Source organism: Peribacillus sp. NPDC101481, from assembly GCF_044767165.1.
Classification (GTDB): Bacteria; Bacillota; Bacilli; order Bacillales; family DSM-1321; genus Peribacillus.
In genome coordinates this window covers 426,269-450,700 of record NZ_JBIWNJ010000002.1, presented here as the reverse complement: position 1 = coordinate 450,700, position 24,432 = coordinate 426,269, and the positions used below count along the sequence as shown (strand labels likewise).

Here is a 24,432-nt window from a genome sequence, read left to right as displayed (position 1 = left end):
CTTCATCACACATTAGGTTTTATGTTAAGATTATTATAGGCAAATTTTATGAAAGTAAAAGACGCAAAGCCACGGGCCTAAACCAACAACTAGTTGTCATGGCAGCCGGGCTGCCACGATTTTTCTTGAATGGATCACTTTATTATCAATTTCTTGCCCCTTTTTAATTTGCCTAAAATTAAAAAAAGGAGGGTTATATATGTTCTTTCCAACCATTTATTCAGCTACTACGGATGAGAGACACATAGTTAAAGATAAAAATACTTGTGCATGCGGCACAAGATATAATGTATTCGCAATGTTGTCCAGAAGCGACCTTCGAAAGATCAGGTTCAAGCATTATAAAGAAGTGACATGTCCTAAATGTAAATCCAGCATTGATAAGGGTTAGCCCCTTAACAATGGTATGGGGTTCCTTACTTTTTAACCCTCACCACTTCCTTGTATAAAAAAAGGAATATATAGTTCCGGTAAAAAACACTCAATTACCTCATGCCCAATTATACTGACACAGTTAAAGCACTATCATTTTTCATTATATGAATAGTAAATGTACGGTCGGCCTATAACTGGCTCGATTGATAAATCATCATGTGGTTTATAAGAAATCATTAGATTCTATCGCGTATCACTACCTTCTAAAGCCCATGTCTGGACTGTCATGAACCGGTTCCAATCGTTGGGGCAAAGCGTGTAGGAGCCCATTATGTCAAAAATGGCCAAGCCACTTTTTCGGAAATCCATTTCGATTGACATTATTACATGCATGCCCTGTATGCAAACATACTAAATGATCCAGCTTTCTAGTGGTACCGCCTCCCTCCATATATAATCGGCTGTTATAAGATAATGATATATCCCTCCCAATACGAAGGTACGAGTTTATTTGCCACTCAACCGGTAATCTTCATATCATCCCTTTTAGTCATTCATTTTTTGGAGACCCTACCGAAGGTCAATAGACAGTTTTCCGATTCATCCCATAGATGAATCGAGGCTTCTTCAGCCTTGGTTCCCTTACAAGATGGCTCAAGCACCTTTTGTATCAATTCTTCCCGCTTTAGGCATTTTACCTTCATTCAATTAGAAATGAATAGCCCTCGATTTGTCGTTTATATTATCCATATAGATAGAAAGAAGGACTCATGCTATAATTTAGTGCGTTAAAAATAGAAATTTAACACACATATATAAAAGTAAGAAGAAGGAGTGTTTCTTTGAATACATCTGCATACAAACAGGAATGGTTCGGCAACGTTAGAGGAGATGTCCTATCGGGAATTGTCGTAGCCTTGGCATTGATTCCGGAGGCGATTGCCTTTTCGATCATTGCTGGCGTTGACCCAATGGTTGGTCTATATGCCTCATTCTGCATTGCCATTGTCATCTCTTTCGTCGGCGGGAGGCCGGGAATGATATCGGCTGCCACTGGCGCAATGGCACTCGTCATGGTCGACCTTGTTAAAGATCATGGCTTGAACTATTTACTTGCTGCAACAATATTGACTGGTTTGCTGCAAATTTTACTAGGGATCTTAAAAATCGGGAAATTAATGAAGTTCATCCCGAAACCGGTCATGACTGGTTTTGTGAATTCTTTAGCCATCTTGATTTTCACGGCACAGCTTACCCATTTCGTGGGCGAAACGTGGATCATGTATGTCATGACAGCCGTTTCATTAGCAATCATTTATCTTTTTCCGCTGATCACGAAAGTCATACCTTCACCACTTGTCGCCATCATATTCATGACGGTCGTTGCAGTTACCACAGGGGCTACGGTGCGGACGGTTGGGGATATGGGGCAATTGACCGAAGCGCTCCCGATGTTCATGCTTCCAGACATCCCTTTGACCTTCGAAACTTTGGCAATCATTTTCCCTTATTCCATTGCCCTTGCATTTGTTGGGCTGCTTGAATCGTTATTGACAGCTCAAATTGTCGATGAGATGACTGACACGGACAGTAATAAAAATAGGGAAGCCAAGGGCCAGGGGATTTCGAATATAATCGCCGGATGTTTTGGAGGCATGGCAGGATGTGCGATGATTGGCCAATCCGGTATCAACATTAAATCAGGTGGAAGGGGCCGGCTCTCGACATTTGTAGCGGGAGCATTCCTTATGGTATTAATCGTGGTATTGAATGATGTCCTTATTAAAATACCGATGGCTGCACTTGTCGCAGTCATGATCATGGTTTCAATCGGGACATTTGACTGGTCTTCCCTAAAGAGGCTCACTAAAGCTCCTAAGTCGGATGCAGCCGTGATGATCGTGACGGTCCTCATTGTACTTTATACATATGACTTATCAAAAGGGGTATTTGCCGGAGTGCTTTTGAGCATGATTTTCTTCTCGGCTAAAATTTCTAAAGTGGCAGCAGAGAAAAAGGAAGATATCCAGGCTAAGAAAATCACTTATCGTATCAGCGGACAAATATTTTTTGCTTCTGTCCAGGACTTTGTTTCGAAGTTTGACTTCAAGGAAAAAGCCGATGCAATCGTCATCGACTTCTCCCATTCCAAGATCTGGGATGCTTCAGCAGTCGGTGCTGTTGATACGGTTATCCTTAAATATCAGCTTCTGGGAATACCTGTCCAAGTCCAAGGGCTCGATGAAGAAAGTTCGTCATTGCTTGAAAAACTCGCCACCTCAGAAAGTAAAATATCTTGAAGAAGTAACATTCTGCTGAATAGAAACTTTTCAAACCGACAAAATAGATAATATGAATCATTTCCTTTTGAAAGGAGCGAAAAGCATGACACCCGAGCAGGATTATACAGCAGCAAATCTGTCACCGGATTTATTGAATGAACTGAAAAGCTTTGAAAGCAAACTAGGCGAGGAAGCCAATAAAGAATTGATTGTCATCGCCTATGAAAAAGAAAAGGAAGCCTTGAATTAAGAAAAAAGACTCAAACATCCTTAATGGATGGTTGAGTCTTTTTTTGCATGTACAGTAAAAGGATGCCCAAATAATGAGCATCCCTTTTCCTTTATTACTTACTGAATACGTCCGTTAAGACCGGCACGATTTGTTTTTTACGCGATACAACGCCTTCTAAGACGGCGATGTTGTTGTTTAATGAAACGTCGTATGCTTTTTCCACTGCATAAGCCGCTTTACCAAGAGCCAAGGCAACAGAATCATTAGTCAAGATATCCGTTACGACGAATAGGAATAAGTCCAATTCCTTGACAGCGATTACCGCTTCAATCGCCGCTTCCAATTCAGCTTGCTTAGCAAGGACTTCGTTTGGATCCACAGCATTTACTTGTGCAATCTCCACTTTAGCCAATCCCATGGAAAATTCCTTTGCATCAAGTGTGATGAGCTGGGCGATCGTTTTGTCGCTCAAGTCAGCTCCCGCCTTCAACATTTCCAAGCCATATGTTTCAGCGTCGACTCCCGCAATGGCAGCCAATTCCATAGCTGCTGCAACGTCTTGCTCCGTGCATGTAGGTGATTTGAACAATAAAGAATCGGAAATGATGGCAGACAGCATAAGACCTGCGATTGCTTTAGGAACTTCAATGCCGTTTTCTTTATAAATTTTATTTAAAATGGTTGCCGTACAGCCAACTGGTTCCGCACGGTAATATAAAGGATCGCTCGTTTCGAAGTTAGCGATACGATGGTGGTCAATAACTTCCAACACACGGACTTGGTCAATATCTTCAGCACTTTGCTGGCGTTCGTTATGATCGACCAAGATTACGCCATCAGCTTCCCCTGCAACTTTTTCCACAAGACGGGGAGCATCGAATTTGAATTGGTCCAATGCATATTGAGTTTCACCATTCACTTCACCCAGACGAACTGGTTCAGCGTTGATACCTAACTGCTTTTTCAGATCTGCATAAGCGATTGCTGAACAGATTGTGTCTGTATCCGGGTTTTTATGTCCAAAAACTAATACTTTTTCCAAGATTTTATCCCCTTTTTCATAAATATTTTTCCGCGAATCCCCTCTCACCGCAATAAGGGAGAGCCACCTTTACTAGACACTTTATTTTAACACAAAATCCCGTAAAATCAGCGCTTGAATTATCCATTCCCCAATAAAATCTTTCATTCCTTCACCCTCTGCCATCACTTTGTCAATAGATAAGGGTTGGTTTTTTTCAAATATATTAGTTGAATTATCATCGTATATGGCTTACGATAATATAAGCAGAAATACTAGATATTGATTACATAATCTATACCAATAACTATATATAGAATTTTTATAATCCAAGGTGCCAGTGATGGCTGAAAAGGGAATCCGGTGTAAACCCGGAACTGTCCCCGCAACTGTAAATGTGACGAAATGAGAAACCCACTGTATAGCTCTCTATACGGGAAGGACTCAAAGTAGGATGATCATGAGTCAGGAGACCTGCCTTGAATTTTTCACGTTTCTTATTCTTCGGGGATTGAGATGATGAAACGATAGTATAACGGCTATTTTTTCATGGCTCTTTTATTCTATCGTTTGATCCGCTCAATTCTTTGGGCGGTTTTTTTATTTTAGCGGAAGTTAACAAGGAGGATTATTAATGACTCAAACATATAACTCTACCATAAGTGAAAATGAAACAGAAAAGAAATCCATCCAGCTTGAGATGTTATCGAAGGAATTCGAAGGCCGTCTCGATATGGAAAAGTTCAAAAAGCGTTTTACAAAATGGCTTGATCGCAAAAGTGACTCAACCGAAGAACAGGCATCAAAAAAACTGATTCAACTCGCTCTTGAGGGTGTGGATATCGATGCTCCGGATTGGACATTCGTTGCTGCAGCAGAACTGTTGAATACAATGTATAGGGATGCACAAGCCAATCGAGGTTATGCAGGCAAGAGTTATGGCCCATTCTATGAGCTGATCACAGAACTCTCCCAGCTTTCGGAAGGTCAGCGTTATCCAATTTACAAGCCAGAACTGCTATCTTCATATACAAAAGCGGAAATTGAGGAATTGGGCTCGGTGATCGACCCGGAAAAAGATAAATTATTCTCATACATAGGCATCTACTTATTGAACGACCGCTATCTGGCCCGCCCAAAAAAGGACAAGGTCTACGAACTGCCGCAAGAACGTTTCATGATCATCGCGATGGAAATCATGCGAATGGAAAAAACGGAGCACCGCCTGCAACTTATAAAAGAAGCATACTGGGCCATGTCCAACCTTTATATGACCGTTGCGACTCCTACACTCTCCAATGCTGGGAAAACACATGGACAGTTAAGCTCTTGCTTTATCGACGCGATTGAAGATTCCATTGATGGCATCTATCTATCAAACTACGATGCAGCAAAAGTATCTAAATTCGGCGGCGGTGTCGGCCTTTACGTTGGTAAGGTTCGCTCGCTTGGTTCTGATATCCGGGGTTTCTCTGGAAATAGTTCCGGCACGACGCCCTGGATTCGACTATTCAACCAGACAGCTGTAAGTGTCGATCAATTGGGTCAACGTAAAGGTGCCATCGCGATTTACTTGGATGCCTGGCATAAAGATATCATGAGCTTCCTCGATTTGAAGACACAAAACGGGGATGACAGATTAAAAGCCCATGATATATTTACAGGCGTTTGCATACCGGATTTATTCATGGAGGCTGTACGCGACAGAAAAGAATGGTATCTTTTCGATCCGCATACCGTCAAGCAAACCCTTGGATTTTCACTTGAAGATCTTTATGACGAGAAGAAAGGCGAAGGAAGCTTCAGGAAACATTATGCACTTGCTGTCGAGGCCGCAGAAAATGGCACGCTTCCAAACTACAGCTTTGAAAAAATCAATGCGATGGACATCATGAAAAGCATCATGATTTCTCAATTAGAAGAAGGCGTACCGTATATGTTCTACCGCGATGAAGTGAATCGGAAGAATCCCAATAAACATAAAGGTATGATTTATTGTTCCAACCTTTGTACGGAGATTGCCCAAAACCTAAGCCCTTCGACGATCACGGATGAATATGAAACAGAAGATGGAGATGTTGTTGTGGTTCGTAAAAGCGGCGATTTCGTTGTCTGCAACCTTTCATCCATTAACTTGCCACGGGCGGTGGGCAGCGATGTTTTGGAAAGATTGATTCCCATTCAGATCCGTATGCTGGACAATGTCATTGATGTGAATAATCTTCCTGTCAAACAAGCATCCATCTCGAACAAACGTTACCGGGCAATTGGTTTAGGAACGTTTGGATGGCATCATTTACTTGCCACACAGAATATTTATTGGGAATCCGATGAGGCTGTTCAATATGCCGATGCTTTATACGAAAAGATCGCTTACTTAACAATCAAGGCATCCAACGAATTGGCCAAGGAAAAAGGATCATACCCATATTTTGAAGGATCTGATTGGCATACAGGGGACTATTTCGAACTGCGTGACTATACAGATCAAAAATGGATGGATTTAAAAGCAGACGTACAGGAACACGGAACCCGTAATGGATATTTAATGGCGATTGCCCCCAATTCATCGACAGCCAAAATCGGTAATTCCACGGATGGCATCGACCCTTTGTATGAAATTGAATTTTACGAAGAAAAGAAAAACTTCAAATTCAAGGTGACCGCACCAGGCTTGACGCCAAATACGTATGAATATTATAAAAAGACGCGATTCAATTTGGACCAACTGGAAAGCATCAGGCAAAATGCAGCCCGACAACGCCATATTGACCAAGCAATCAGCTTTAATCTGTATGTACACAATACAATCAAAGCGAAGGTCCTGTTGGATATACATTTAACGGCATGGGAAAGCGGGTTGAAATCAACGTATTATGTTCGTTCGACTTCTTCCGAATATGACAATGCCTGCGAAAGCTGTTCAAGTTAACGACAATCAATCATGACCCAGTAATCTATTCTTAAAGGAGTTTTCACGAATGACCAATCATATCAAAAAAATTCGGATGCTCGAACCGACGCATCCAACCAAGGCAACCGGTGTTTTCAAAGGAGAAGCTTCAGGCTTCCTCCTTTGGAACGATATTCAGTATGAAAAATTCTATGATACCTATACACAGCTCATCAATAACTTTTGGAAGCCTTCGAGCGTGAACATGATTCAGGATAAAAAGCAGTGGGGCGAATTGGATGAAGATATCCAGGATGCATTTCTCGATATCCTTACGATGATCGCTGGAATGGACAGTCTTCAAACGCCCACATTAGTAGAAATCCTTCGGTACATCAAAGATCCGGCGGCAAAAGCTATCCTGGCCAACATGGCCCAGCAGGAATCGATCCATAATGAATCTTATTCCTATATCCTTGCTTCCTTGATTCCGGTAGGCAAGCAAAAACAGCTTTTCGACCGCATCAAAGAACATCCTGAAGTGATTAAGCGTAACCAACCGATCGTTGATGCTTATCAAACGTTCGTGGACGATCCCAGCCCACAGCATTTATTCGAGGCACTGATCCATTCAACGAACCTTGAAGGAATTTATTTCTATCTGGCTTTCGCCTTTTATTATAATTTAGGACGGCAAAATCTAATGACCGGATCGGCTACGATGATATCCTATATTCATCGCGATGAAATGGTACATTTCGATTTCATTGGAATGCTCATTCAAATCTTGATGTATGAATATCCTGAGTTAAATAATGAAGAAAACACGAAGTTCATCTATACAACGATTGAAAAAGCAGTCGAACTCGAAAAGGAATGGTCTGAATATATGCTCGAAGATATCCAAACCAAAGCCGATCTTGATTTGGAAGAATTCAATGAGTACATCGAATATATCGCCAACAAACGGTTACGTATGCTAGGCCTTGAAAATTTGTATAAAGAGTATGGCGAGAACCCGATGCCATGGATCAAAACGTTCGATGATGAATCCATCGGACTTACCAAAACCGATTTCTTCGAACAGAAGTCAAGGACATACAGTCAAGTAAATGCCAGCAATGGGTTCGATGAGCTGTAAAGTTGCCATTGTCTATCATTCTGCCGGCGGCAATACAAAAGCGCTTGCTGAAGCCCTCGCTTCCCTTTTACCTGAAGCTGGACTATATCGAATGAATGAATTCGATTCACGTACATTGCCGGATTACGATGCATTGATCGTCGGCACCTATACATGGGGCAATGGGGAGCTTCCCGCTAAATCAGCAGCCCTTTATAAAGAACTGGAACAGTTGCCTATTGCTCATCTGAAAACGGGAGTCTTCGGCACTGGTGAAACCAACTATAATCATTTTTGTGGGGCGGTCGATCATTTCCGGGACATGTTATTTGCCAAGAGCCAGTTATTGGTGACATTGAAGATAGAACAGATGTATCAAGAATCAGACTTGCCCAGACTTCAAAAGTTCGCCTCGCTATTCCAGAACTGACTGAAAGGGGATATGCATGCTCGCATATCCCCTTTCAGTGTTTAAATAACTTGGCTCCCTCTATCATAGCAGCCGTAAGCATGGAGTATAATGGAAGAAAAAAGGAGATAATATCCAATGACTGAAAATATAACACAGTTCCTTCCTATCCTTTTTATGCTAGTGCTTGTAGTATTCGTTATATTCATCGTCTTTTTCCTGTCAGGGCATTTTAATCGTTCTAAACGGATCGAAGAAAAATTGGACAAAGCATTAAAGGAAATCGCCGAAATAAAAGAAAAATAAAAAGACTCCAAAATCGGAGTCTTTTTTTTATATGCGTTCAATTATTTTTGAACGTTAGCTGCTTGTGGTCCACGAGCGCCTTGCTCGATTTCGAAAGAAACTTCTTGGCCTTCTTCAAGCGTTTTGAAGCCTTCTCCTTGGATAGCTGAGAAATGTACGAATACATCGTCTTGGCCTTCAACTTCGATGAAACCGAAACCTTTTTCTGCGTTAAACCATTTTACTTTACCTTGTACCATGATAGTTCCTCCTGTGTTTGGAAAAATCCATTTTATTACTATTTTTGGTTCTGGATAATGTTTCAAGAGGAATCCTATTACAGTAAATCCTTCTATCAAACTTTTCCGAACAAAAATAATTACTCATATTATATCATGGGAAATCCTAAAAAAACAAGATTATCGCAGTAAATCAACCGACAAATTATCCTAAAATTCTACATATTCCTCTTCTTGCTTTGTCGGAAGCCTTCGTCCAATAAGTAACGCTCCGCCTCTATCGGACTCTCGAAACATTCCTCAAGATTCGACCCTGAATAAACATTCCAAAGCAGGTCTTCCCTTTCGAGTGTAAGCTCTTGCTTTTCAGGGCCAATCCATGCCCCTTCCAACCTAGCGAACTCGTTTTCCTCTTCTTCGAATTCTACCGGAGGTTTTGATAGGTAATCCACGCTTTTTTGAATCAATTCTTTCAAATCCGCTTCATCATAGTCACGTATATTGATAAACCCTTTACGGTCAGTGTCTTTTTTTCTCATATGCCCAGCGTAAACGAATCCATTTCCATTGGGATGCAAGTGCTGAACGACGATTTTTTTCTCTTGGACGCTATCTGGATAATGGAAGTTCACACGTCCCAATGAAACGTCTTTTCGCTGTAATTCCGGAAAAGTTTCAATGATGCTCAATTTTTCTTCAAATGTTAACAAATTTCTTCCTCATTTCATTAGTTCATATTGTTTGTCGATTATAACATAGACTGATTAGAAACAATAATCCCCCTCTTCCATTATAATGTAATGAAAGGGAGTGATTTGATTGCTCATGACAATTCGGGACCTGGACTCCGATTATGGCCGGCAGCTTTTTAAACTTCAGAAAGAAGCCTATAAGGTGGAAGCGGAAATGATCGGCTTTGCTGATATCCCTCCATTATTGGAAACATATGAACAATTCATTCATTGTCATGAAACGTTTCTATGCTTTTTAAAGGGTGGTACCTTAGCGGGTGCAATATCTTATACAAAAGAAAATGGTCAAATACTGATTTGCCGGATGGTCGTCCATCCTGATTATTTTCGGCAGGGTATCGCGGAGGCACTGCTGCATGCTCTTCAATTACCCGGCGACTGGGAAAAGATATCCGTTTCGACCGGTAAAATGAACCTGCCTGCACGGAACCTTTACGAAAAAAACGGATTCACCCATAAAGAGGACGTAGAAGCCGCACCTTTCTTTTTCATAAGCATATTCGAGAAACAGCATTCATTTTATGTATGTCACGATAAAAAGCATAATGAATGAAATGACAATGATTACGGCAACCCATAGCCAGGCTAATGTCATATTCCCGGAGTCCATGGCGATATAAATCGCCGTCGGTATGGTTTGTGTCTGTCCGGGAATGTTTCCGGCAAACATGAGTGTGGCCCCGAATTCCCCCAATGCACGCGCAGAACTCAAGATGGCACCAGTGACGATGGATTTGACCGCCAATGGAAGGGATACATTCAGGAATAATCTCCACTCGCCGGCCCCGTCAACCCTTGCTGCATTTTCGATTTCTTCATCTATACCTTCAAAGCCCGTTTTAGCGGATTGGTACATAAGCGGAAACGCTACCACGGTAGATGCAATGACCGCCGCCCACCACGTGAACATCAGTGGCTGATCAAAAACCCTTTCAATCAATTGTCCCGGCATTCCACTCTTGCCAAAAATCACAATCAATAAAAACCCCACGACGGAAGGCGGCAAAACAAGCGGCAATAAAAACGCTGTTTCCAACAGGACTCTTCCCTTGAATTTCTTTTTAGCCATCATTCGCGCTAGGATAATTCCTAAAACGAAAACAAGGATACCCGATAGTCCCGCTACTTGTATCGATAGCCTGACTGGTGACCAAAAATCCCCTGTCATGATACCATCCGCACATCACTGTTAAATAACGGCCTATGCAGGTCCTTTTTCGGCATCATTACCCAAACCGTTTCTTTTTCATTAAAGGCAGATTCCATTTCATTTTCTCCCTTTCTTTTTTAAAATAACATTTAAGTTTATTTTTCTTGACATCTTGCTGACACAAAGGAACGTTAAAGTAAGAGTATCACAAATATAAAAATAATTTCATTCCAATAAACTTGAAAACTTTGAAGGAGTCGATTTTAATGGTAACAATTTATACTACCCCAAGCAGTTTAGCCTGTCGTAAAGCAAAAGCTTGGCTTAAGAAGAACGAAATTTCCTTTAATGAACGTAACCTATATTCCCAACCACTTTCTATAGAAGAAATAAAAGAGATTTTACGTAAAACGGAAGGCGGGACAGATGAAATCATCTCAACCCGTTCCAAAAAATTCAAAAGCCTGAATATCGATATAAATAATACACCACTTAATGATCTTTGCAAGCTTATTCAAGATAACCCGGATTTACTTCGCCGACCAATCATTTTCGACCATAAGAACTTGCATGCAGGATATAATGAAGAAGAAATGGGACGCTTCCTTCCAAGGAAGGTCCGTCATGTACAATTATGGCGTGCAATCAGCCAATTGGCTTAATCAGTTAACATTCTGCATAATAAGAGGGTTGTCCATTACATCGGACAACCCTTTTTTATATCTTATCCGCTTTCTCTATGACAATCGTGAAGGTGGTGCCTTGTTCATCGCTATCCTTAAGCACAAGATCTCCCTTTTGCGCTTTTGCGAGCATCTTGCTGAATGGCAGTCCCAAACCTAACCCACGTACCTTCAGCTTTTTGTTTTCACCTCGATAAAATGGTTCGAACACATATTGCTGTTCATGTTTCGGAATCCCCCGCCCGCTGTCCAGTACATCAATGCAGATCCGTTCTTCATCCTTTTCATAAAGGTGAATCGCTATTTTCCCTTTGCCGTCAAGTGCATGTCTGGCATTATTCAAAAGGTTAATGACGATTTGCTGCATCCGCAATGAATCAATTTGACCAAAGACCGGTTCATCAGGAACTTTTATCTCAAAAGCGAACGCTTGATCATCATCCTGGGTCACCTGCCAGCGATAGGCGATTTCCTTGATGAATATATTGATATTCTCTTTTTGTACCCGGATTTTAAAAGCGCCTGCCGATATGGCATTATAATTGAGTAAATCCTCTATCATACCTTGTAATCGCTGAGTTTCCTTTAAGGAAATATCGAGGAATTCCTTACTTTGCTCTCCCTTAACGACATCGTCCTTAACCGCTTGTATCAGTCCGCTAATGGAAGTGACTGGCGTTTTCAAATCATGGGTTACGCCTGCAAGCAATTCCGCCCGCAACTTCTCCATGACCTTCAATCGATTGGTCATTTCCTTAAATGATTCTATCAGTTCATAAATTTCTTCTTCCTTGATTTCCTCTTCCTCTTTGAAATGGATATCATAGTTACCTTCACGAACCTGGACAGCGGCGTTAGCTACGTCTTGGATGGGGCGCGAAATTTGCCTGGAAAGAAAATAAATGACTCCCGTCCCCAGAATCAGAAGTCCACCAATCATGATCGCCAACAAGCCATGGTCTTGGTTGATTTCCTTCAATGCCCCTTCTTCCTGGGCAATGACCACCCAGCCTCTCGTCTCATCGTTAAAAGTAATGGGGGATTTTACGACATATACTTTGTTGTCTGAAATCTTGACCTTCTGGACTAACTCCGTATTTTTCATGATGACGTCCGGGAGTTTATTTTCATCCGGATCGATATACAATTGTGGCATCGTATATATGATGGTGGCATCGGGATCGACGATATAGATGATTGGCTGTTGGTTCAGATGGAGGATTTTCTCCCTTTCCTCAACAATTTCCGAAAGGATCGGACCAACGACAATCTGGCCATTTTCCTTAATCGCGCGATCGGATGTTTCATCAGCTAAGTATTTAAGAAGGCTGAGCCTATATTCCAAAGCCGTTTTTTCCATCCACCATAAGGAAAAAACAGACAATAATATCAAACCTGAAATCAAGGTCAATACGTATCTCTTTGTCCAATAGCGTTGTAAAGTGGTTCTTTTTTTAGTTTTCATAGACACTCAATTGATACCCCAATCCACGCAATGTTTTTATTTCCCCCTCAGTTACAGGCCATGCATCTATCGCCTTCCTGATTCGTTTGATCGCCAGGTCCACCGCACGGTCACTGCCGTCATAATCTATGCCCCACACTTGGTCAAGCAGCTGTTCTCTCGTGAAAATTTGATTAGGGTGCTTAGCGAAAAAAACGAGCAGCGACAAATCACGCGGCGTCAAGTTTATCTCTTCCCCATTCAAATGCACCTTATAAGACAGATCATCGATGGTTAAACTCCCAAATTGATGTACATGACCATCTTCCGTAACAACCGATGATGATCTTCTTAAAACGGCATGCACCCGGGCCACGACTTCTTCGGCAACAAAGGGTTTGGAGATGTAATCATCCGCACCTGACTTAAATCCCGATAATCTGTAATCGACATCTGTCAGTGCAGTCAACATGATAACCGGACATGTATCGTCCTCCCGAATTTCCTTCAGTATATCCCAGCCTTCCTTACCAGGAAGCATGACATCAAGCAGGACAAGGTCTGGCTTCGTTTCTTCAAACACCGGAATGGCCTTTAGCCCATCGTAAACTTGGACTACATCAAAACCTTCCCGCTCCAAATATGCTTTCAATACCATCGATATGGCAATTTCATCTTCTACTACAAGAATTTTCTTCATTGACGGATTCCTCCTTACTGAATTATAGTGGAATCATTTTATATATGCTAACTATTAAAAAGACCAAGCATTTTCCCTCAATCTTACCATTTTTATGTGTCAGGATTATGTTCGCAGTAAAATTAGCCGATGTTTTCACATAATAACCTTGTGTAAGTGATCTCGATTCATTTTAACAGGAATGCTTCTGCATGGTCGTAATGATCATCCAGAAAATACACTCTTAAGAGGCTGGCTCTAAACTGAGCCAGCCCTTTTCAATTACATGTCTCGTGTGGATTCGGACAACCCGCTTCCTGTCTTTCCACTTGGATCGTGCTATGTTCAATTCCAAACTGATCATGAAGTAGTTTTTGCGCTTCTGCTAAAACGGAATCGTGATTACCGTTCTCATCTATGACAGCATGGCAGCTCATTGTCAAAAAGCCAGAGGTGATCGTCCAGATATGAAGATCATGGACATCTGATACACCATCCAATTCCATCAAGGATGCTTTCACTGCATCCATATCGACTTGGTCTGGTGTGCCCTCCATCAAGATATGGAAAGAATCCCTCACTACCCTAAAACCGCTGATAATGATTAAAATCGCGACTATGACGCTCGCAATCGGATCTGCAATTCCCCAATCGAAAAAATAAATCAAAAGTGCGGCCGCTATGGCACCCACAGATCCAAGCATATCACCAATAACATGTAAAAAAGCACTCCGTACATTCAGATTGTCTTCCTTATCTCCGCTCATTAAAATCCAGGCCGCAATGATATTAACAAGTAAGCCGATGATTGAAATCATTAGCATTCCCAAGCTTTGCACCTCAGGGGGATCCAGGAACCTCTTAATTGCCTCTAAGAAAATGAATACGGATATGACGATCAAGGTCAATCCATTCAAACAAGCAGCAATGATTTCAAACCGTTTATATCCAAACGATTTGGACGATGTCGCTTTCCTTTCCCCCAACCTTATCGCTGTATAACTAAGCCCTAAAGCTGCTGCATCGCTAAGCATGTGACCTGCATCCGACAGTAAAGCCAGACTATTTGTCAAGAATCCGCCAATGACCTCGACGATCATGAATGTGGAGATTAATAAGAAAGATGCCAACAAGGCTTTTTTATTATTAGAATGGTGGTGGTGTCCGTGCCCATGATCATGGGAGTGACCATGATGATGTCCCATGCCATCCCTCCTCTCGGATTTGAAACTTATATATAGTATGGGATAAATCCAGAATGGTTTCAAATGATTCACTTCCGGGATTCACTGGCGGTAAAAAGAGTGATGGAATCAGGAGGACGTGATCTTTTACGAAAACCCTAAATTCTGGCTTCAGCCATTTCAAAGTAAAAATAAACGCTACAGACATTACCTGCAGCGTTTTTCCCGTTTATCCTTCCTCTTTCATCGTATCATCGACAATGGCGTACAGATCCTTATTAAACAATTCATCATTACAAACAAAACTGTGCCCTTCCATCTCTTCCTGCTCTTGATTTACTACCCGTTCCTTTTCCTTCATGACATACCTCCAGCTTCGTTGAGTTTGCCTATTATCGTATCCACAGGCATGTACCTTTATGCTCAACATTTCCCCATACTTCATCTTTTTTAAACGTCCTAGACCTGCTGGCCGCCATGGAAGGCACGAATAATGAATTCATGCTCTGGGACTTGTAAGCTTTGATACGATGACAGGAACGATGTATTATCATAGGCGACTTTTTCAAGATTTACCTGAATACCGGTATTTTCAATCGCAACAATCGCATAAGGGGCAACTGGTTCACCATTACAGCCAAGAGAACCAGGGTTCAGGAATATCGTTCGGTCATTTTTAAAAAGGTGGATGGGATGATGATGTCCAAATCCGATTAAATCGTGATGCTGATCTTTGAAAAGCGTTTCTAAGTTACTTAAACTCGGTTCAACGATTTTACTAAATGGATTTTGGCTTATGTGCTCATCCAATTTCTTCGATTCCATGTGATAATGGGTGAAGTAAACGGAGTGATCATTAATGATATGATGTATGGTCCGAGGCAATTTTTCCAATTCATTTATGAATTTCCTATGCATCCTTTCAGCTATCCATTCATGATGCTCCTTAACATGAATATGACCGTCCGGATGCGGCTCCCCGTTAATGATGGCCAGGACAGCTTCATCATGATTTCCAGTTATCATCGATACATCATTTCTTGAAAATAAAAGTTCAAGGACTTCATTAGTATCCGGACCAATCCCGACCATATCTCCCAAACAATAGAGACGATCTATATCTCCCCTTTGATCAATATCCCTAAGAACGGCTTTCAACGCTGAAGCATTACCATGCACATCCGTAATAATGGCAACTTTCATGAGTTAGTTCAGCTCCCTTCCCCCACAATCCACATGGTATATTATAACATTTAAAACAAAATCAAAAAAATATTCGGGCTTATTCCCTTGATTTTGCCCACGCCCATTTTTTATGAATAAGCAAACACTTCGGCCTAGAATACATAGTATGAAGTATTCCCGGTAAAGATGTTTTGCTAGGTATGTAATTCATAATATGTATGAGGAGGAAATCAAATGGGTGGAAATGGTAACGAATGTTGTGGCGGCGGTGGCGGCTGCGGCGGTTTCGATAACGGATTTGCATTGCTGATCGTATTATTCATCTTGTTGATCATCATCGGATGCAGTTGGGGATTCGGCGGCGGCGGCTTCGGTGGATGCTGCTAATATACTAAATCAAAAAGGCGCCTGAGCATGGCGCCTTCTTTGTTATGAATTGACTTTTATTTTTTCTCTTTGCTTTTGTTTTCGAGTCTTCATAATGAACCAAATGACTATAAGTGCAATAGGGATAAGCAAGAAATTCGCATATTGTGAAAAGATGGCTCCCGCCTGCTCCCATCTAGGTCCTAACTTAAACCCTAAATAAACATAAACGCTTGTAACAGGAAGCATCGCCATATAAGTATATAATATGAATTTCCAAATATTCATTTTCAATATTCCGCATGGCAGCGACACGGCGGTACGTATACCTGGTACAAACCGTCCAAAGAAGGCAATTCCCCCACCATACCTTTCAAAGAAGCGGTCAGCTTTGTTCAGCTGCTCATCTTTGATCAAAAAGTATTTTCCGAACTTTAATACAAGCGGTCTCCCGCCATACTTGCCTAAGGCATAAAGCGTCAATGGGCCCGTTACCCCGCCAAGCGAACCGGCAAGGATAGTCAAGTATAAATTCATATCACCTTGATAAACCCAGTATCCTGCAAGTGGCAAAACTATTTCAGCAGGAATGAATTCAAAAGTCAAAGCTAGCAAAACACCGAAATAAGATAAAGATTTAAACGCTTCAATCATATCCATAATTAAAGTTTCCATTGAGGTTTCCCCTTTTCTAACTTTTATTACATATAAAAAGGGGTGCTCCAAGATGAATGCGGGCACCCATGATGTCAAAAAGGACATTGTCCATTGTATCACAAGTTAACCCGCATTTTTCTATAATGTTATCCTAAAACAGTGTTCTTATGGAGTCCATATTTTGTTATCGGGCTATTCACTATAGAACTACGCTTGTAAAAAGAACGATAATAGAATATCAGATGTCCCGAAACGAAAAAAACTTGAGGACGAATTGACCTCAAGCATTCGTTATAGTTAAACAAGTGAATAGCCCCTAAATGGGTAGAGATGTACCCATGACAAGATCTGTACCCCTCTCAAATCATAAAAGGGGCAGAGAGCCTCCTCAATCCATCTTCCATTTGTTTTTTTGCATCTTTCATCATGCCATCAAGTAATTCCTTTACCGTGGGTATATCGTCAATCAATCCGGCAACCTGGCCGCTGTTCATAAAACCATTGTTAACATCCCCGTTCATCGCGCCATTAATATGATGGACCTCAGAGGTCATTTCACGATAATTCACAGGAGACAGCCCCTGTTTTTCCAAATCAAGGACTTTCTCGGTATATGGATCCTTCAATACCCTTCTGACCTGGCCAAACGTTCTGCCCAAAATTACCGTATCATTGCCCATAGCTTCGATTAGTTTCTGTTTATATGACGGATGGAACGGTGCCTCTTGTGTAGCGATCAGCCTGGTTCCCAATTGGACTCCTGAAGCCCCCAGCATCAATGCCGCTGCCAAACCCTGTCCATTGCCTATTCCGCCAGCTGCCAAAACCGGGAGCGTCACATGCTTGCTGATTTGCGGAATGAGTGTAAAGGTCGTCATTTCCAGGTTCGAGTTGATGCCGGCAGCTTCAAACCCTTCTGCGACCAACACATCAGCCCCTGCTGCTTGCGCTTTTTGCGCGTGCTTGACCGACGCAACGATGGCAATCACTTTTATATTCTTTTTTTGCAATAGCGGAATGAAAGGGGCAGGATTTCCTGCAGATAAGGAAACTACAGGTATTTCATGCTTCAGGACAAGATTCACTAACTCATCTGTATATGGACTAACATTTATTGGAATGTTCAACGCGAAATTGTTATTGGTTTTATCTTTGGTTTCGAGAATGATGGCTTCCACCTGTTCAGGATTCATGGTACCGCACCCTATTGTCCCAAGTCCTCCTGCATTGGATACTGCAGCCGCAAGACTTGCATTGCTTATATTCCCCATGCCGCCTTGTATAATGGGATATTTTATCGCAAAAAGTTCACAAATATATTTCACTTTCATCCCTCCCTGTCAATTTAATGTTATACTATATTCATTAGAAAAACAATTCTGACTTTTCAAAAAGGAGCGAGACTATGATTATTCCGTACAATAATAAAAAACCATCCATTGATGATACTGTTTTCGTGGCACCCGGCGCTCATTTAATCGGTGATGTTTCGATTGGGAAAGACTCGACCATTTGGTTTAATTCCGTACTGCGCGGTGATGAAGATTCAATTACAATAGGAGAAAAATGCAGTATACAAGATAATTCCACCATTCATTTATTCGAAGGATGCCCAGTTGTCATTGAAGACGAAGTGACGGTTGGTCACAATGTCATCCTGCATGGCTGTAAAATAGGCAAACGCTCCATTATCGGTATGGGATCAACGATATTGGATAATGTAGAGATTGGCGAAGAATGCATCGTCGGAGCGAACACATTGATTTCCTCTGGCAAAATCATACCTCCACGTTCACTGGTTATTGGTTCCCCGGGGAAAGTGGTTCGCAGATTGAATGATAAAGACCTTGAATTGATCCAACTTTCAATCGATACATATGTTCAAAAAGGAAAAGACTTCAAAGGGATACTTGATTAATTAAAAGCAAGAATCGAAAATGATAATGTGAAAAGAGCCTCGGCAAGTCGTAGTTAACGACTGGCTGAAGCTCTTTTTCACTTAATGATCAGTGGATGGTCCTTGGCATCATAGGTTTCATCTTTCCGGCATAAATCATTGTTTTCCTGAAATACGCTTTCAAAAAAACGGCTTGCTGGTTCAGCCAAGACTTGATAATACTGGCTAAATAAAAGAGCAGCATGATTGCCATTCCACTTTGAAGGCAGAAGTTCCTTTGGCAGGCCCGGATCGATAAATAAAAATTTACGGTATTCATGCACCAAGTTCGTTCGTTCCACAAAACAATCAGCATCGGACATTTCGCCCCTGCTAATGATGCTTTGATGAACGATGAATTGTTTGCTGTATTTCTCGATGAATTCTTCATATTTATTTTCAATCTCTTCTAAATGCCAGCTCTTCTCGACAAGCGATTGGTTTTCCTTTGGACCTTTGTACTCCGAAATGAAAAAATCAACATATTCATCTATGTCATATTTCTCGATCAAGCGTTTGATTTGTTTCTCCAAATCATTAGGGGAAATCCAGCAACCACTTGAAAAACTGCCAAACCCGCTCCATAATAATTCTTTACGGAGATCATCTCGTAATTGCCGCTTATCTTCAGGGATCGTGTACATTAAGATACGCCATTTACCGTCCCATTCATTCGGTTTCATCTTATATATGCGGTTGGCCGCTTCATCCATTCTCTGCACACCGCGATCAGTCAAAAAGTAATAGCTTTTATTTCCCTGCTTCTCCGACTGAATCCACCCTTGCTTGACCATTCGTGAAACGGCTACACGAACGCCCTGCTCATTATGGCCGAATTCCTTTAACAAACGAATTAAACTGCCTATCCAGATCTTACTTCCATAGTTACGGATATAATCGCCGTATATCGTAAAAATCATGGATTGTGTATTAGTACCTATCCTTCTCACCTCGTCCTAACATTGTTACTGTTTTCACACGGAAGACATAATAATTATTATATCTTTTTTAAATGAAAGCGCAATATCATTCACCAGTAAACCGTGCTTTTCTCCGTTCACTGAATGCCAGCAGCGCTTCCGATCTGTCTTGAGTCGGGATAGTCAATTCATAGGCTTTACCTTCTATGGCCATTCCGGTTTGCAAGTCCGTATTCATTCCTTGGTCAATCGCATATTTGGCTTGTTTGACTGCAATCGGCCCGTTTTTCATGATATTGGCTGCCAATTCTCCACAAGCTGACATTAGTTGATCCCTTGGCACGACCTTCAAAAGGATCCCTAATTGACATGCCTCTTCTGCAGTCAATTTTTTAGCAGTGAAGATCAATTCCTTCGCTTTCATTTCCCCAATCAATCTCGGCAGCCGCTGTGTACCGCCTGCCCCAGGAATAATGGCCCAGCTAGTTTCAGTGAGCCCCATAGAAACACCTTCGGCTGCAATTGCAAAGTCACATGAAAGCATCCATTCAAATCCTCCCCCCAATGCATATCCATTGACGGCAGCTATGGTTGGCTGCGGAAGCCCTGCGATACTATTAAAAACATCACGAATCGCTTTAACGTTCCTTCTTACTTCCGCATCATTCAAAGACTTTCTTTCTTTCAAATCCGCACCCGCGCTGAATGCTTTTTCCCCAGCACCGGTGAAAATGACGACACGGATATTGCCGTCATAATAAACTGCATCGATGACTTCCTGAAGTTCACAAAGTGTCCCATAGTCGAAGCAGTTCAATACGTCGGGCCGATTCACTGTTATATAGCCGATTTGATTTATCACTTCATAAATAACCTTGGACATGAGGCACCTCCCCTTAATTTGTCTCGATATTTTCTATAATGGCCGATATGCCTTGGCCAACGCCTACACACATCGTCGCAAGACCATAGCGTACTTTCCGCTTTTTCATTTCGTGGACAAGTGTTGTTAAAATACGCGCCCCGCTTGCACCGAGGGGATGGCCAAACGCTATTGCCCCGCCATTGACATTCACTTTCTCCTGATCCAATTTCAACTGGCGGATGCACTCCAAGGATTGGGAAGCGAATGCTTCATTCAATTCCACTAGCCCGATGTCTTCAATCGTCAAGCTTGCCCTCTCCAATGCCTTTTTAGTGGCATGAATCGGACCAAGGCCCATAATGGACGGTTCTAAGCCCGCTACCGCCCCTACAACATATTTGGCCAGAGGCTTCAATCCAAGCTCCCGTGCTTTTTCTGCACTCATCAAAAGTAATGCCGAGGCTCCATCATTTACACCTGAAGCATTACCGGCCGTTACGGTGCCGCCTTTAAAGATCGGTTTGAGTTTTTCCAACTTTTCGATGGTCGTGTCAGGACGAGGGTGTTCATCCTTCTCGATAATGACCTCATTCCCTTTACGATCCGTATATCGAACAGGTACGATTTCAGTAATGAAACGCTCATTTTCCACTGCTTTTTTCGCTCTTTGCTGGCTTTGATACGCGAATTGATCTTGGTCCTCCCTTGAAACCGAAAAACGCAGGGCGACGTTTTCAGCCGTTTGAGGCATGGAATCCGCACCATACATTTCTTTAAGTTTCTCATTCGTGAAACGCCATCCGATCGTTGTATCCTGAAGCTCCATTGAACCCCGAGGAAATTCACTCTCAGGTTTGGCCATGACGTACGGCGCCCTTGTCATGCTTTCAGTACCGCCTGCGATATAAATATCGCCTTCACCAACTGCAATGGAGCGTGCAGCATACATGACGGCATCCAATCCGGATCCACATAAGCGATTTATTGTCGTTCCACCTACATTTACCGGAAGACCAGCTAAAAGGGCGGACATCCGGGCCACATCGCGATTATCCTCTCCGGCTTGATTTGCATTCCCGAAGATGACATCCTCAATTTGATCTGGCGGCAGCTCTGGATTGCGATCGGTCAGCGCCTTGATTACAATTGCACCTAGGTCATCCGGTCGAACGCTTTTCAATGCGCCTTTATATCTTCCGATTGGTGTTCTCACAGCATCAATGATCACAACATCCTTCATTTCCTCACCAGCTCGCCGTCTTTTGTATAATCGTACACACCTTTACCTGATTTACGGCCGAGCCTGCCAGCTTTAACATACTGTTCAAGGAGGGGAGCCGGGCGGTATTTCTCACCAAGCTTACTATGTAAGTATTTTAAATTATTCAATCGGGCATCCAGTCCCACCAAATCACCTAGCTCAAATGGACCCATTGGGTAATTCAGCCCTAACTTTATTGCCTTATCGATTTCCTCTGGTGTGCCTAAACCTTCTTGAAGCATAAAGAAGGCTTCATTTCCTACCAAACAGCTGATCCTGCTGGTTACAAACCCAGGGAATTCATTTATGACCACTGTTTCTTTTCCCATTTTTCCGGCTACCTCTTTTATTACGGCTGCCGTTTCATCGCTGGTTTCAAGTCCACGTACGATTTCAACGAGCGGCATCTTTTGTACAGGATTGAAAAAATGCATGGCAATCGTTTTTTCGGGACGTTTTCCATAAGAACCAATTTCCGTCGGGCTCATCGTGGACGTATTGGTTGCAAAATAACAGTCTTCTTTTGCATGGACTTCAATCGTTTCAAAGACTGCCCTCTTAATTTCCGCCTTTTCAGGAACTGCCTCTATGATCAAGTCGGCATATGCTGCTGATTCTTTCAAATTGGAAGAATAGGAAAATCTGCTTTTTGCAGCTGCCGCTTCTTCCTGAGTGATTTTTTGATAGCGCACACCCTTCTCAAAAATGGCATCTATCTCGTTTCTTGCACTTTCCAAAGCATCCTGATTCACATCCACCAGCACTACATTAAAGCCCCCTGTTGCTCCTACATAAGCTATTCCCCTGCCCATGACACCAGATCCGACAATCACTAGATTTCTAATCATTCGTTCATTCCTCCTTCAAAAATAAATAGGGCTGGCTGCGGATGAATCAGATCAGCATTCATCCATACCTGAATTACTTTTCCGACATTCCGTTCAGCCAGCCGCCTATTTTATGTTTTATTAAATTCCAAAGGGATTTAAGGGACGGCTTCCATGATAGGAAATGATGCTTTTCGTTTCTGTATAAAGATCAAGTGTCTCAATACAAAGTTCCCTGCCGAATCCTGATTGCTTATACCCTCCGAAAGGTGTTCCAGGAAATGCGGAGAATGGGCAATTCACCATGACGATTCCCGCTTCTATTTGATTGGCGACCCTAGTCGCACGCCCGCCGTCTTTTGTCCAGAGGGCTGAACCCAAACCGAATTCCGTATCATTCGCGAGTCTCACGGCTTCTTTTTCATCTTTGAATTTCATTATGACAACGACCGGCCCGAATATTTCCTCTTTCACAACATCCATATCATGATTGACATTCGCAATGACCGTCGGTTCATACCAATAACCGTTTTCGAAGCCTTCGATGACCGCTGGCTTTCCTCCTGTGAGGATTTTCGCTCCATCAGTAATGGCAGATTGTACATAATTGTCGATGACATCCAATTGCCCTTGATCTATGACTGCACCGACGTGTGTTTCTTTATCGAGCGGATTGCCCAATTTCAATTTTTTCGTTTTTTCTACGAATCTGGCAACGAACTCATCATATATGTCTTCGTGAACGTATAAACGGGATCTGGCTTCGCAAGACTGCCCAGTATTGTAGAAAATGCCATATAATGATCCATCGATAGCCGCTTCAAGGTCTGCATCCTCAAAAACAATATTAGGGGACTTACCGCCAAGCTCCAATGTCACCCTCTTTAATGTCTGTGAAGCTTTGCCCATGAGATCCCTGCCGATTGGCGTAGAACCCGTGAAGGCTACCTTATTCACTTTCGGATGTTCGACAAGGTAATTCCCTACGTCAGATCCAGGTCCTGGAATGATGTTGACCACGCCGGAAGGAACACCAGCTTCTAAACAGATTTCACCTAATACAATGGCAGTCAGCGGCGTTAACGAAGCTGGCTTAACAATGACCGAACAGCCGACTGCGATTGCAGGTGCAATTTTCCACGCAGCCATCATCATAGGGTAATTCCAAGGGATGATTTGAGCACAAACTCCTACTGGCTCCTTTTCCGTATAATTATGGAATTGACCAGGAACATTATTGACCGATCCGCGATGTGCAACTAAAGCTCCTGCATAAAACTCGAAATCTTCAATTGCCTGCATGACTTGGCCTTGAGCTGCAGAGATGGATTTGCCGCTGTTCAGGACCTCCAATTCAACCAATTCATTAAAGCGTGAACGCATGATCGCTGCAATTTTGTTCAAAACACGAGACCGTTTGTTAATCGGTGTCCTCTTCCATTTCCCGTTATCAAATGCTTCACGTGCAGCTTGAACAGCCTTTTCTGCATCTTCCTTGGTCGCCTTTGCAACCTTGGCAATGATTTCACCTGTTGCAGGATTATACGCATCAATCGTGGAACCATCCGAGCTTTCCACTCTTTCTCCATTAATGATCAGATGATAATAATCACGCTTCATTTCCGCTTTTTCAAATGCCGCCTCTTGTACTCTAACCATATAATCCC

At 42.2% G+C, this 24,432-nt stretch carries 26 protein-coding genes and 2 riboswitches; of the genes, 10 read left to right on the top strand and 16 right to left on the bottom strand.

The window, feature by feature from the left end:
• The first annotated feature begins 28 nt into the window (after positions 1 to 28).
• Positions 29 to 118, top strand: a riboswitch (cyclic di-GMP riboswitch).
• Positions 119 to 1,217: 1,099 nt separating this feature from the next.
• Together ACIROD_RS12160 and ACIROD_RS12155 are read left to right on the top strand one after the other, a co-directional pair.
• A complete protein-coding gene (locus ACIROD_RS12160) occupies positions 1,218 to 2,675 on the top strand; it encodes a SulP family inorganic anion transporter (RefSeq protein ID WP_402941084.1) in 1,458 nt (485 codons plus the stop codon).
• 85 nt (positions 2,676 to 2,760) lie between these two features.
• A complete protein-coding gene (locus ACIROD_RS12155; protein WP_155726446.1) occupies positions 2,761 to 2,907 on the top strand; it encodes a hypothetical protein in 147 nt (48 codons plus the stop codon).
• Positions 2,908 to 3,001: 94 nt separating this feature from the next.
• On the opposite strand, the gene ACIROD_RS12150 is transcribed toward ACIROD_RS12155, so the two are convergent.
• Positions 3,002 to 3,931 carry a manganese-dependent inorganic pyrophosphatase gene (locus ACIROD_RS12150; RefSeq protein ID WP_101224252.1) on the bottom strand — a complete coding sequence of 310 codons (930 nt, stop codon included), beginning with the start codon at positions 3,929 to 3,931 and terminating at the stop codon, positions 3,002 to 3,004.
• A 294-nt stretch (positions 3,932 to 4,225) separates the two neighbouring features.
• Positions 4,226 to 4,406, top strand: a riboswitch (cobalamin riboswitch).
• A gap of 138 nt (positions 4,407 to 4,544) precedes the next feature.
• On the opposite strand from ACIROD_RS12150, the gene ACIROD_RS12145 reads away from it, so the two are divergent.
• The 4 genes from ACIROD_RS12145 to ACIROD_RS12130 all read left to right on the top strand — a co-directional run bounded on the left by ACIROD_RS12145 (position 4,545) and on the right by ACIROD_RS12130 (position 8,638).
• Complete coding sequence (locus ACIROD_RS12145) at positions 4,545 to 6,842, top strand: ribonucleoside-diphosphate reductase subunit alpha (protein WP_260356847.1); 2,298 nt, start codon at positions 4,545 to 4,547, stop codon at positions 6,840 to 6,842.
• Between the two features lie 49 nt (positions 6,843 to 6,891).
• Entirely contained in the window at positions 6,892 to 7,944 is a 1,053-nt protein-coding gene (locus tag ACIROD_RS12140; protein ID WP_137023613.1) for a ribonucleotide-diphosphate reductase subunit beta, read from the top strand.
• Positions 7,916 to 8,353 (top strand): flavodoxin domain-containing protein, encoded by a 438-nt coding sequence (locus tag ACIROD_RS12135; RefSeq protein WP_230177290.1) that lies wholly within the window; start codon positions 7,916 to 7,918, stop codon positions 8,351 to 8,353. Before ACIROD_RS12140 ends, ACIROD_RS12135 begins: the two co-directional genes overlap by 29 nt.
• 117 nt (positions 8,354 to 8,470) lie before the next feature.
• Positions 8,471 to 8,638, top strand: a complete 168-nt coding sequence (locus ACIROD_RS12130) for a hypothetical protein (protein ID WP_402941076.1) — start codon at positions 8,471 to 8,473, stop codon at positions 8,636 to 8,638.
• 41 nt (positions 8,639 to 8,679) lie between these two features.
• Here the strand turns inward: ACIROD_RS12130 and ACIROD_RS12125 are convergent, their stop codons facing one another.
• Positions 8,680 to 8,877 carry a cold-shock protein gene (locus tag ACIROD_RS12125; protein ID WP_028393295.1) on the bottom strand — a complete coding sequence of 66 codons (198 nt, stop codon included), beginning with the start codon at positions 8,875 to 8,877 and terminating at the stop codon, positions 8,680 to 8,682.
• Between the two features lie 197 nt (positions 8,878 to 9,074).
• Complete coding sequence (locus ACIROD_RS12120) at positions 9,075 to 9,566, bottom strand: hypothetical protein (protein ID WP_101224256.1); 492 nt, start codon at positions 9,564 to 9,566, stop codon at positions 9,075 to 9,077.
• Between the two features lie 115 nt (positions 9,567 to 9,681).
• Between ACIROD_RS12120 and ACIROD_RS12115 the strand changes: the two genes are divergently transcribed.
• Positions 9,682 to 10,161, top strand: coding sequence for a GNAT family N-acetyltransferase (locus ACIROD_RS12115; protein WP_402942896.1), 480 nt, complete (start codon positions 9,682 to 9,684; stop codon positions 10,159 to 10,161).
• On the opposite strand, the gene modB is transcribed toward ACIROD_RS12115, so the two are convergent.
• Positions 10,123 to 10,776 (bottom strand): molybdate ABC transporter permease subunit, encoded by a 654-nt coding sequence (modB, locus tag ACIROD_RS12110; protein ID WP_101224257.1) that lies wholly within the window; start codon positions 10,774 to 10,776, stop codon positions 10,123 to 10,125. The genes ACIROD_RS12115 and modB overlap by 39 nt on opposite strands.
• Before the next feature lie 248 nt (positions 10,777 to 11,024).
• Between modB and spx the strand changes: the two genes are divergently transcribed.
• The gene (gene spx / locus ACIROD_RS12105) at positions 11,025 to 11,420 is read left to right on the top strand and encodes a transcriptional regulator Spx (RefSeq protein ID WP_034314875.1); all 396 of its coding nucleotides are present in this window, start codon (positions 11,025 to 11,027) and stop codon (positions 11,418 to 11,420) included.
• Positions 11,421 to 11,475: 55 nt separating this feature from the next.
• On the opposite strand, the gene ACIROD_RS12100 is transcribed toward spx, so the two are convergent.
• The 5 genes from ACIROD_RS12100 to ACIROD_RS12080 all read right to left on the bottom strand — a co-directional run bounded on the left by ACIROD_RS12100 (position 11,476) and on the right by ACIROD_RS12080 (position 15,951).
• Positions 11,476 to 12,906 carry a HAMP domain-containing sensor histidine kinase gene (locus ACIROD_RS12100; RefSeq protein WP_230177435.1) on the bottom strand — a complete coding sequence of 477 codons (1,431 nt, stop codon included), beginning with the start codon at positions 12,904 to 12,906 and terminating at the stop codon, positions 11,476 to 11,478.
• On the bottom strand, positions 12,896 to 13,585 hold the full coding sequence (locus tag ACIROD_RS12095) for a response regulator transcription factor (RefSeq protein ID WP_402941072.1): 690 nt from the start codon (positions 13,583 to 13,585) through the stop codon (positions 12,896 to 12,898). Before ACIROD_RS12095 ends, ACIROD_RS12100 begins: the two co-directional genes overlap by 11 nt.
• 257 nt (positions 13,586 to 13,842) lie before the next feature.
• A complete protein-coding gene (locus ACIROD_RS12090) occupies positions 13,843 to 14,769 on the bottom strand; it encodes a cation diffusion facilitator family transporter (RefSeq protein WP_402941069.1) in 927 nt (308 codons plus the stop codon).
• A gap of 208 nt (positions 14,770 to 14,977) precedes the next feature.
• Positions 14,978 to 15,109 carry a hypothetical protein gene (locus ACIROD_RS12085; RefSeq protein ID WP_260356845.1) on the bottom strand — a complete coding sequence of 44 codons (132 nt, stop codon included), beginning with the start codon at positions 15,107 to 15,109 and terminating at the stop codon, positions 14,978 to 14,980.
• A gap of 98 nt (positions 15,110 to 15,207) precedes the next feature.
• Entirely contained in the window at positions 15,208 to 15,951 is a 744-nt protein-coding gene (locus ACIROD_RS12080) for a metallophosphoesterase family protein (RefSeq protein WP_402941065.1), read from the bottom strand.
• A gap of 216 nt (positions 15,952 to 16,167) precedes the next feature.
• Between ACIROD_RS12080 and ACIROD_RS12075 the strand changes: the two genes are divergently transcribed.
• A complete protein-coding gene (locus tag ACIROD_RS12075; RefSeq protein ID WP_214743454.1) occupies positions 16,168 to 16,320 on the top strand; it encodes a YjcZ family sporulation protein in 153 nt (50 codons plus the stop codon).
• A 42-nt stretch (positions 16,321 to 16,362) separates the two neighbouring features.
• Here the strand turns inward: ACIROD_RS12075 and ACIROD_RS12070 are convergent, their stop codons facing one another.
• Positions 16,363 to 16,974, bottom strand: a complete 612-nt coding sequence (locus ACIROD_RS12070; protein ID WP_230177286.1) for a DedA family protein — start codon at positions 16,972 to 16,974, stop codon at positions 16,363 to 16,365.
• 341 nt (positions 16,975 to 17,315) lie between these two features.
• Positions 17,316 to 18,281, bottom strand: coding sequence for an NAD(P)H-dependent flavin oxidoreductase (locus ACIROD_RS12065; RefSeq protein ID WP_101224264.1), 966 nt, complete (start codon positions 18,279 to 18,281; stop codon positions 17,316 to 17,318).
• 80 nt (positions 18,282 to 18,361) lie between these two features.
• On the opposite strand from ACIROD_RS12065, the gene ACIROD_RS12060 reads away from it, so the two are divergent.
• The gene (locus ACIROD_RS12060; protein WP_034314889.1) at positions 18,362 to 18,874 is read left to right on the top strand and encodes a gamma carbonic anhydrase family protein; all 513 of its coding nucleotides are present in this window, start codon (positions 18,362 to 18,364) and stop codon (positions 18,872 to 18,874) included.
• Positions 18,875 to 18,951: 77 nt separating this feature from the next.
• On the opposite strand, the gene paaX is transcribed toward ACIROD_RS12060, so the two are convergent.
• The 5 genes from paaX to ACIROD_RS12035 form a co-directional block, all read right to left on the bottom strand.
• Positions 18,952 to 19,833, bottom strand: coding sequence for a phenylacetic acid degradation operon negative regulatory protein PaaX (gene paaX, locus ACIROD_RS12055; RefSeq protein ID WP_402942893.1), 882 nt, complete (start codon positions 19,831 to 19,833; stop codon positions 18,952 to 18,954).
• 85 nt (positions 19,834 to 19,918) lie between these two features.
• Positions 19,919 to 20,695 carry an enoyl-CoA hydratase-related protein gene (locus tag ACIROD_RS12050; protein WP_230177282.1) on the bottom strand — a complete coding sequence of 259 codons (777 nt, stop codon included), beginning with the start codon at positions 20,693 to 20,695 and terminating at the stop codon, positions 19,919 to 19,921.
• 13 nt (positions 20,696 to 20,708) lie between these two features.
• On the bottom strand, positions 20,709 to 21,917 hold the full coding sequence (locus ACIROD_RS12045) for an acetyl-CoA C-acyltransferase (RefSeq protein ID WP_101224266.1): 1,209 nt from the start codon (positions 21,915 to 21,917) through the stop codon (positions 20,709 to 20,711).
• Entirely contained in the window at positions 21,914 to 22,786 is an 873-nt protein-coding gene (locus ACIROD_RS12040) for a 3-hydroxyacyl-CoA dehydrogenase (RefSeq protein WP_230177278.1), read from the bottom strand. Before ACIROD_RS12040 ends, ACIROD_RS12045 begins: the two co-directional genes overlap by 4 nt.
• Before the next feature lie 120 nt (positions 22,787 to 22,906).
• Positions 22,907 to 24,424, bottom strand: a complete 1,518-nt coding sequence (locus tag ACIROD_RS12035) for an aldehyde dehydrogenase family protein (RefSeq protein ID WP_230177277.1) — start codon at positions 24,422 to 24,424, stop codon at positions 22,907 to 22,909.
• Positions 24,425 to 24,432: the final 8 nt, after the last annotated feature.

Coding starts and splice junctions, on each gene's coding strand:
- ACIROD_RS12155 (WP_155726446.1), top strand. CDS start 2,761: ATGACACCCGAGCAGGATTATACAGCAGCAAATCTGTCACCGGATTTA.
- ACIROD_RS12145 (WP_260356847.1), top strand. CDS start 4,545: ATGACTCAAACATATAACTCTACCATAAGTGAAAATGAAACAGAAAAG.
- ACIROD_RS12140 (WP_137023613.1), top strand. CDS start 6,892: ATGACCAATCATATCAAAAAAATTCGGATGCTCGAACCGACGCATCCA.
- ACIROD_RS12135 (WP_230177290.1), top strand. CDS start 7,916: ATGCCAGCAATGGGTTCGATGAGCTGTAAAGTTGCCATTGTCTATCAT.
- ACIROD_RS12130 (WP_402941076.1), top strand. CDS start 8,471: ATGACTGAAAATATAACACAGTTCCTTCCTATCCTTTTTATGCTAGTG.
- ACIROD_RS12125 (WP_028393295.1), bottom strand. CDS start 8,877: ATGGTACAAGGTAAAGTAAAATGGTTTAACGCAGAAAAAGGTTTCGGT.
- ACIROD_RS12115 (WP_402942896.1), top strand. CDS start 9,682: ATGACAATTCGGGACCTGGACTCCGATTATGGCCGGCAGCTTTTTAAA.
- modB (WP_101224257.1), bottom strand. CDS start 10,776: ATGACAGGGGATTTTTGGTCACCAGTCAGGCTATCGATACAAGTAGCG.
- spx (WP_034314875.1), top strand. CDS start 11,025: ATGGTAACAATTTATACTACCCCAAGCAGTTTAGCCTGTCGTAAAGCA.
- ACIROD_RS12100 (WP_230177435.1), bottom strand. CDS start 12,906: ATGAAAACTAAAAAAAGAACCACTTTACAACGCTATTGGACAAAGAGA.
- ACIROD_RS12095 (WP_402941072.1), bottom strand. CDS start 13,585: ATGAAGAAAATTCTTGTAGTAGAAGATGAAATTGCCATATCGATGGTA.
- ACIROD_RS12090 (WP_402941069.1), bottom strand. CDS start 14,769: ATGGGACATCATCATGGTCACTCCCATGATCATGGGCACGGACACCAC.
- ACIROD_RS12085 (WP_260356845.1), bottom strand. CDS start 15,109: ATGAAGGAAAAGGAACGGGTAGTAAATCAAGAGCAGGAAGAGATGGAA.
- ACIROD_RS12080 (WP_402941065.1), bottom strand. CDS start 15,951: ATGAAAGTTGCCATTATTACGGATGTGCATGGTAATGCTTCAGCGTTG.
- ACIROD_RS12075 (WP_214743454.1), top strand. CDS start 16,168: ATGGGTGGAAATGGTAACGAATGTTGTGGCGGCGGTGGCGGCTGCGGC.
- ACIROD_RS12070 (WP_230177286.1), bottom strand. CDS start 16,974: ATGGAAACTTTAATTATGGATATGATTGAAGCGTTTAAATCTTTATCT.
- ACIROD_RS12060 (WP_034314889.1), top strand. CDS start 18,362: ATGATTATTCCGTACAATAATAAAAAACCATCCATTGATGATACTGTT.
- ACIROD_RS12050 (WP_230177282.1), bottom strand. CDS start 20,695: ATGTCCAAGGTTATTTATGAAGTGATAAATCAAATCGGCTATATAACA.
- ACIROD_RS12045 (WP_101224266.1), bottom strand. CDS start 21,917: ATGAAGGATGTTGTGATCATTGATGCTGTGAGAACACCAATCGGAAGA.
- ACIROD_RS12040 (WP_230177278.1), bottom strand. CDS start 22,786: ATGATTAGAAATCTAGTGATTGTCGGATCTGGTGTCATGGGCAGGGGA.
- ACIROD_RS12035 (WP_230177277.1), bottom strand. CDS start 24,424: ATGGTTAGAGTACAAGAGGCGGCATTTGAAAAAGCGGAAATGAAGCGT.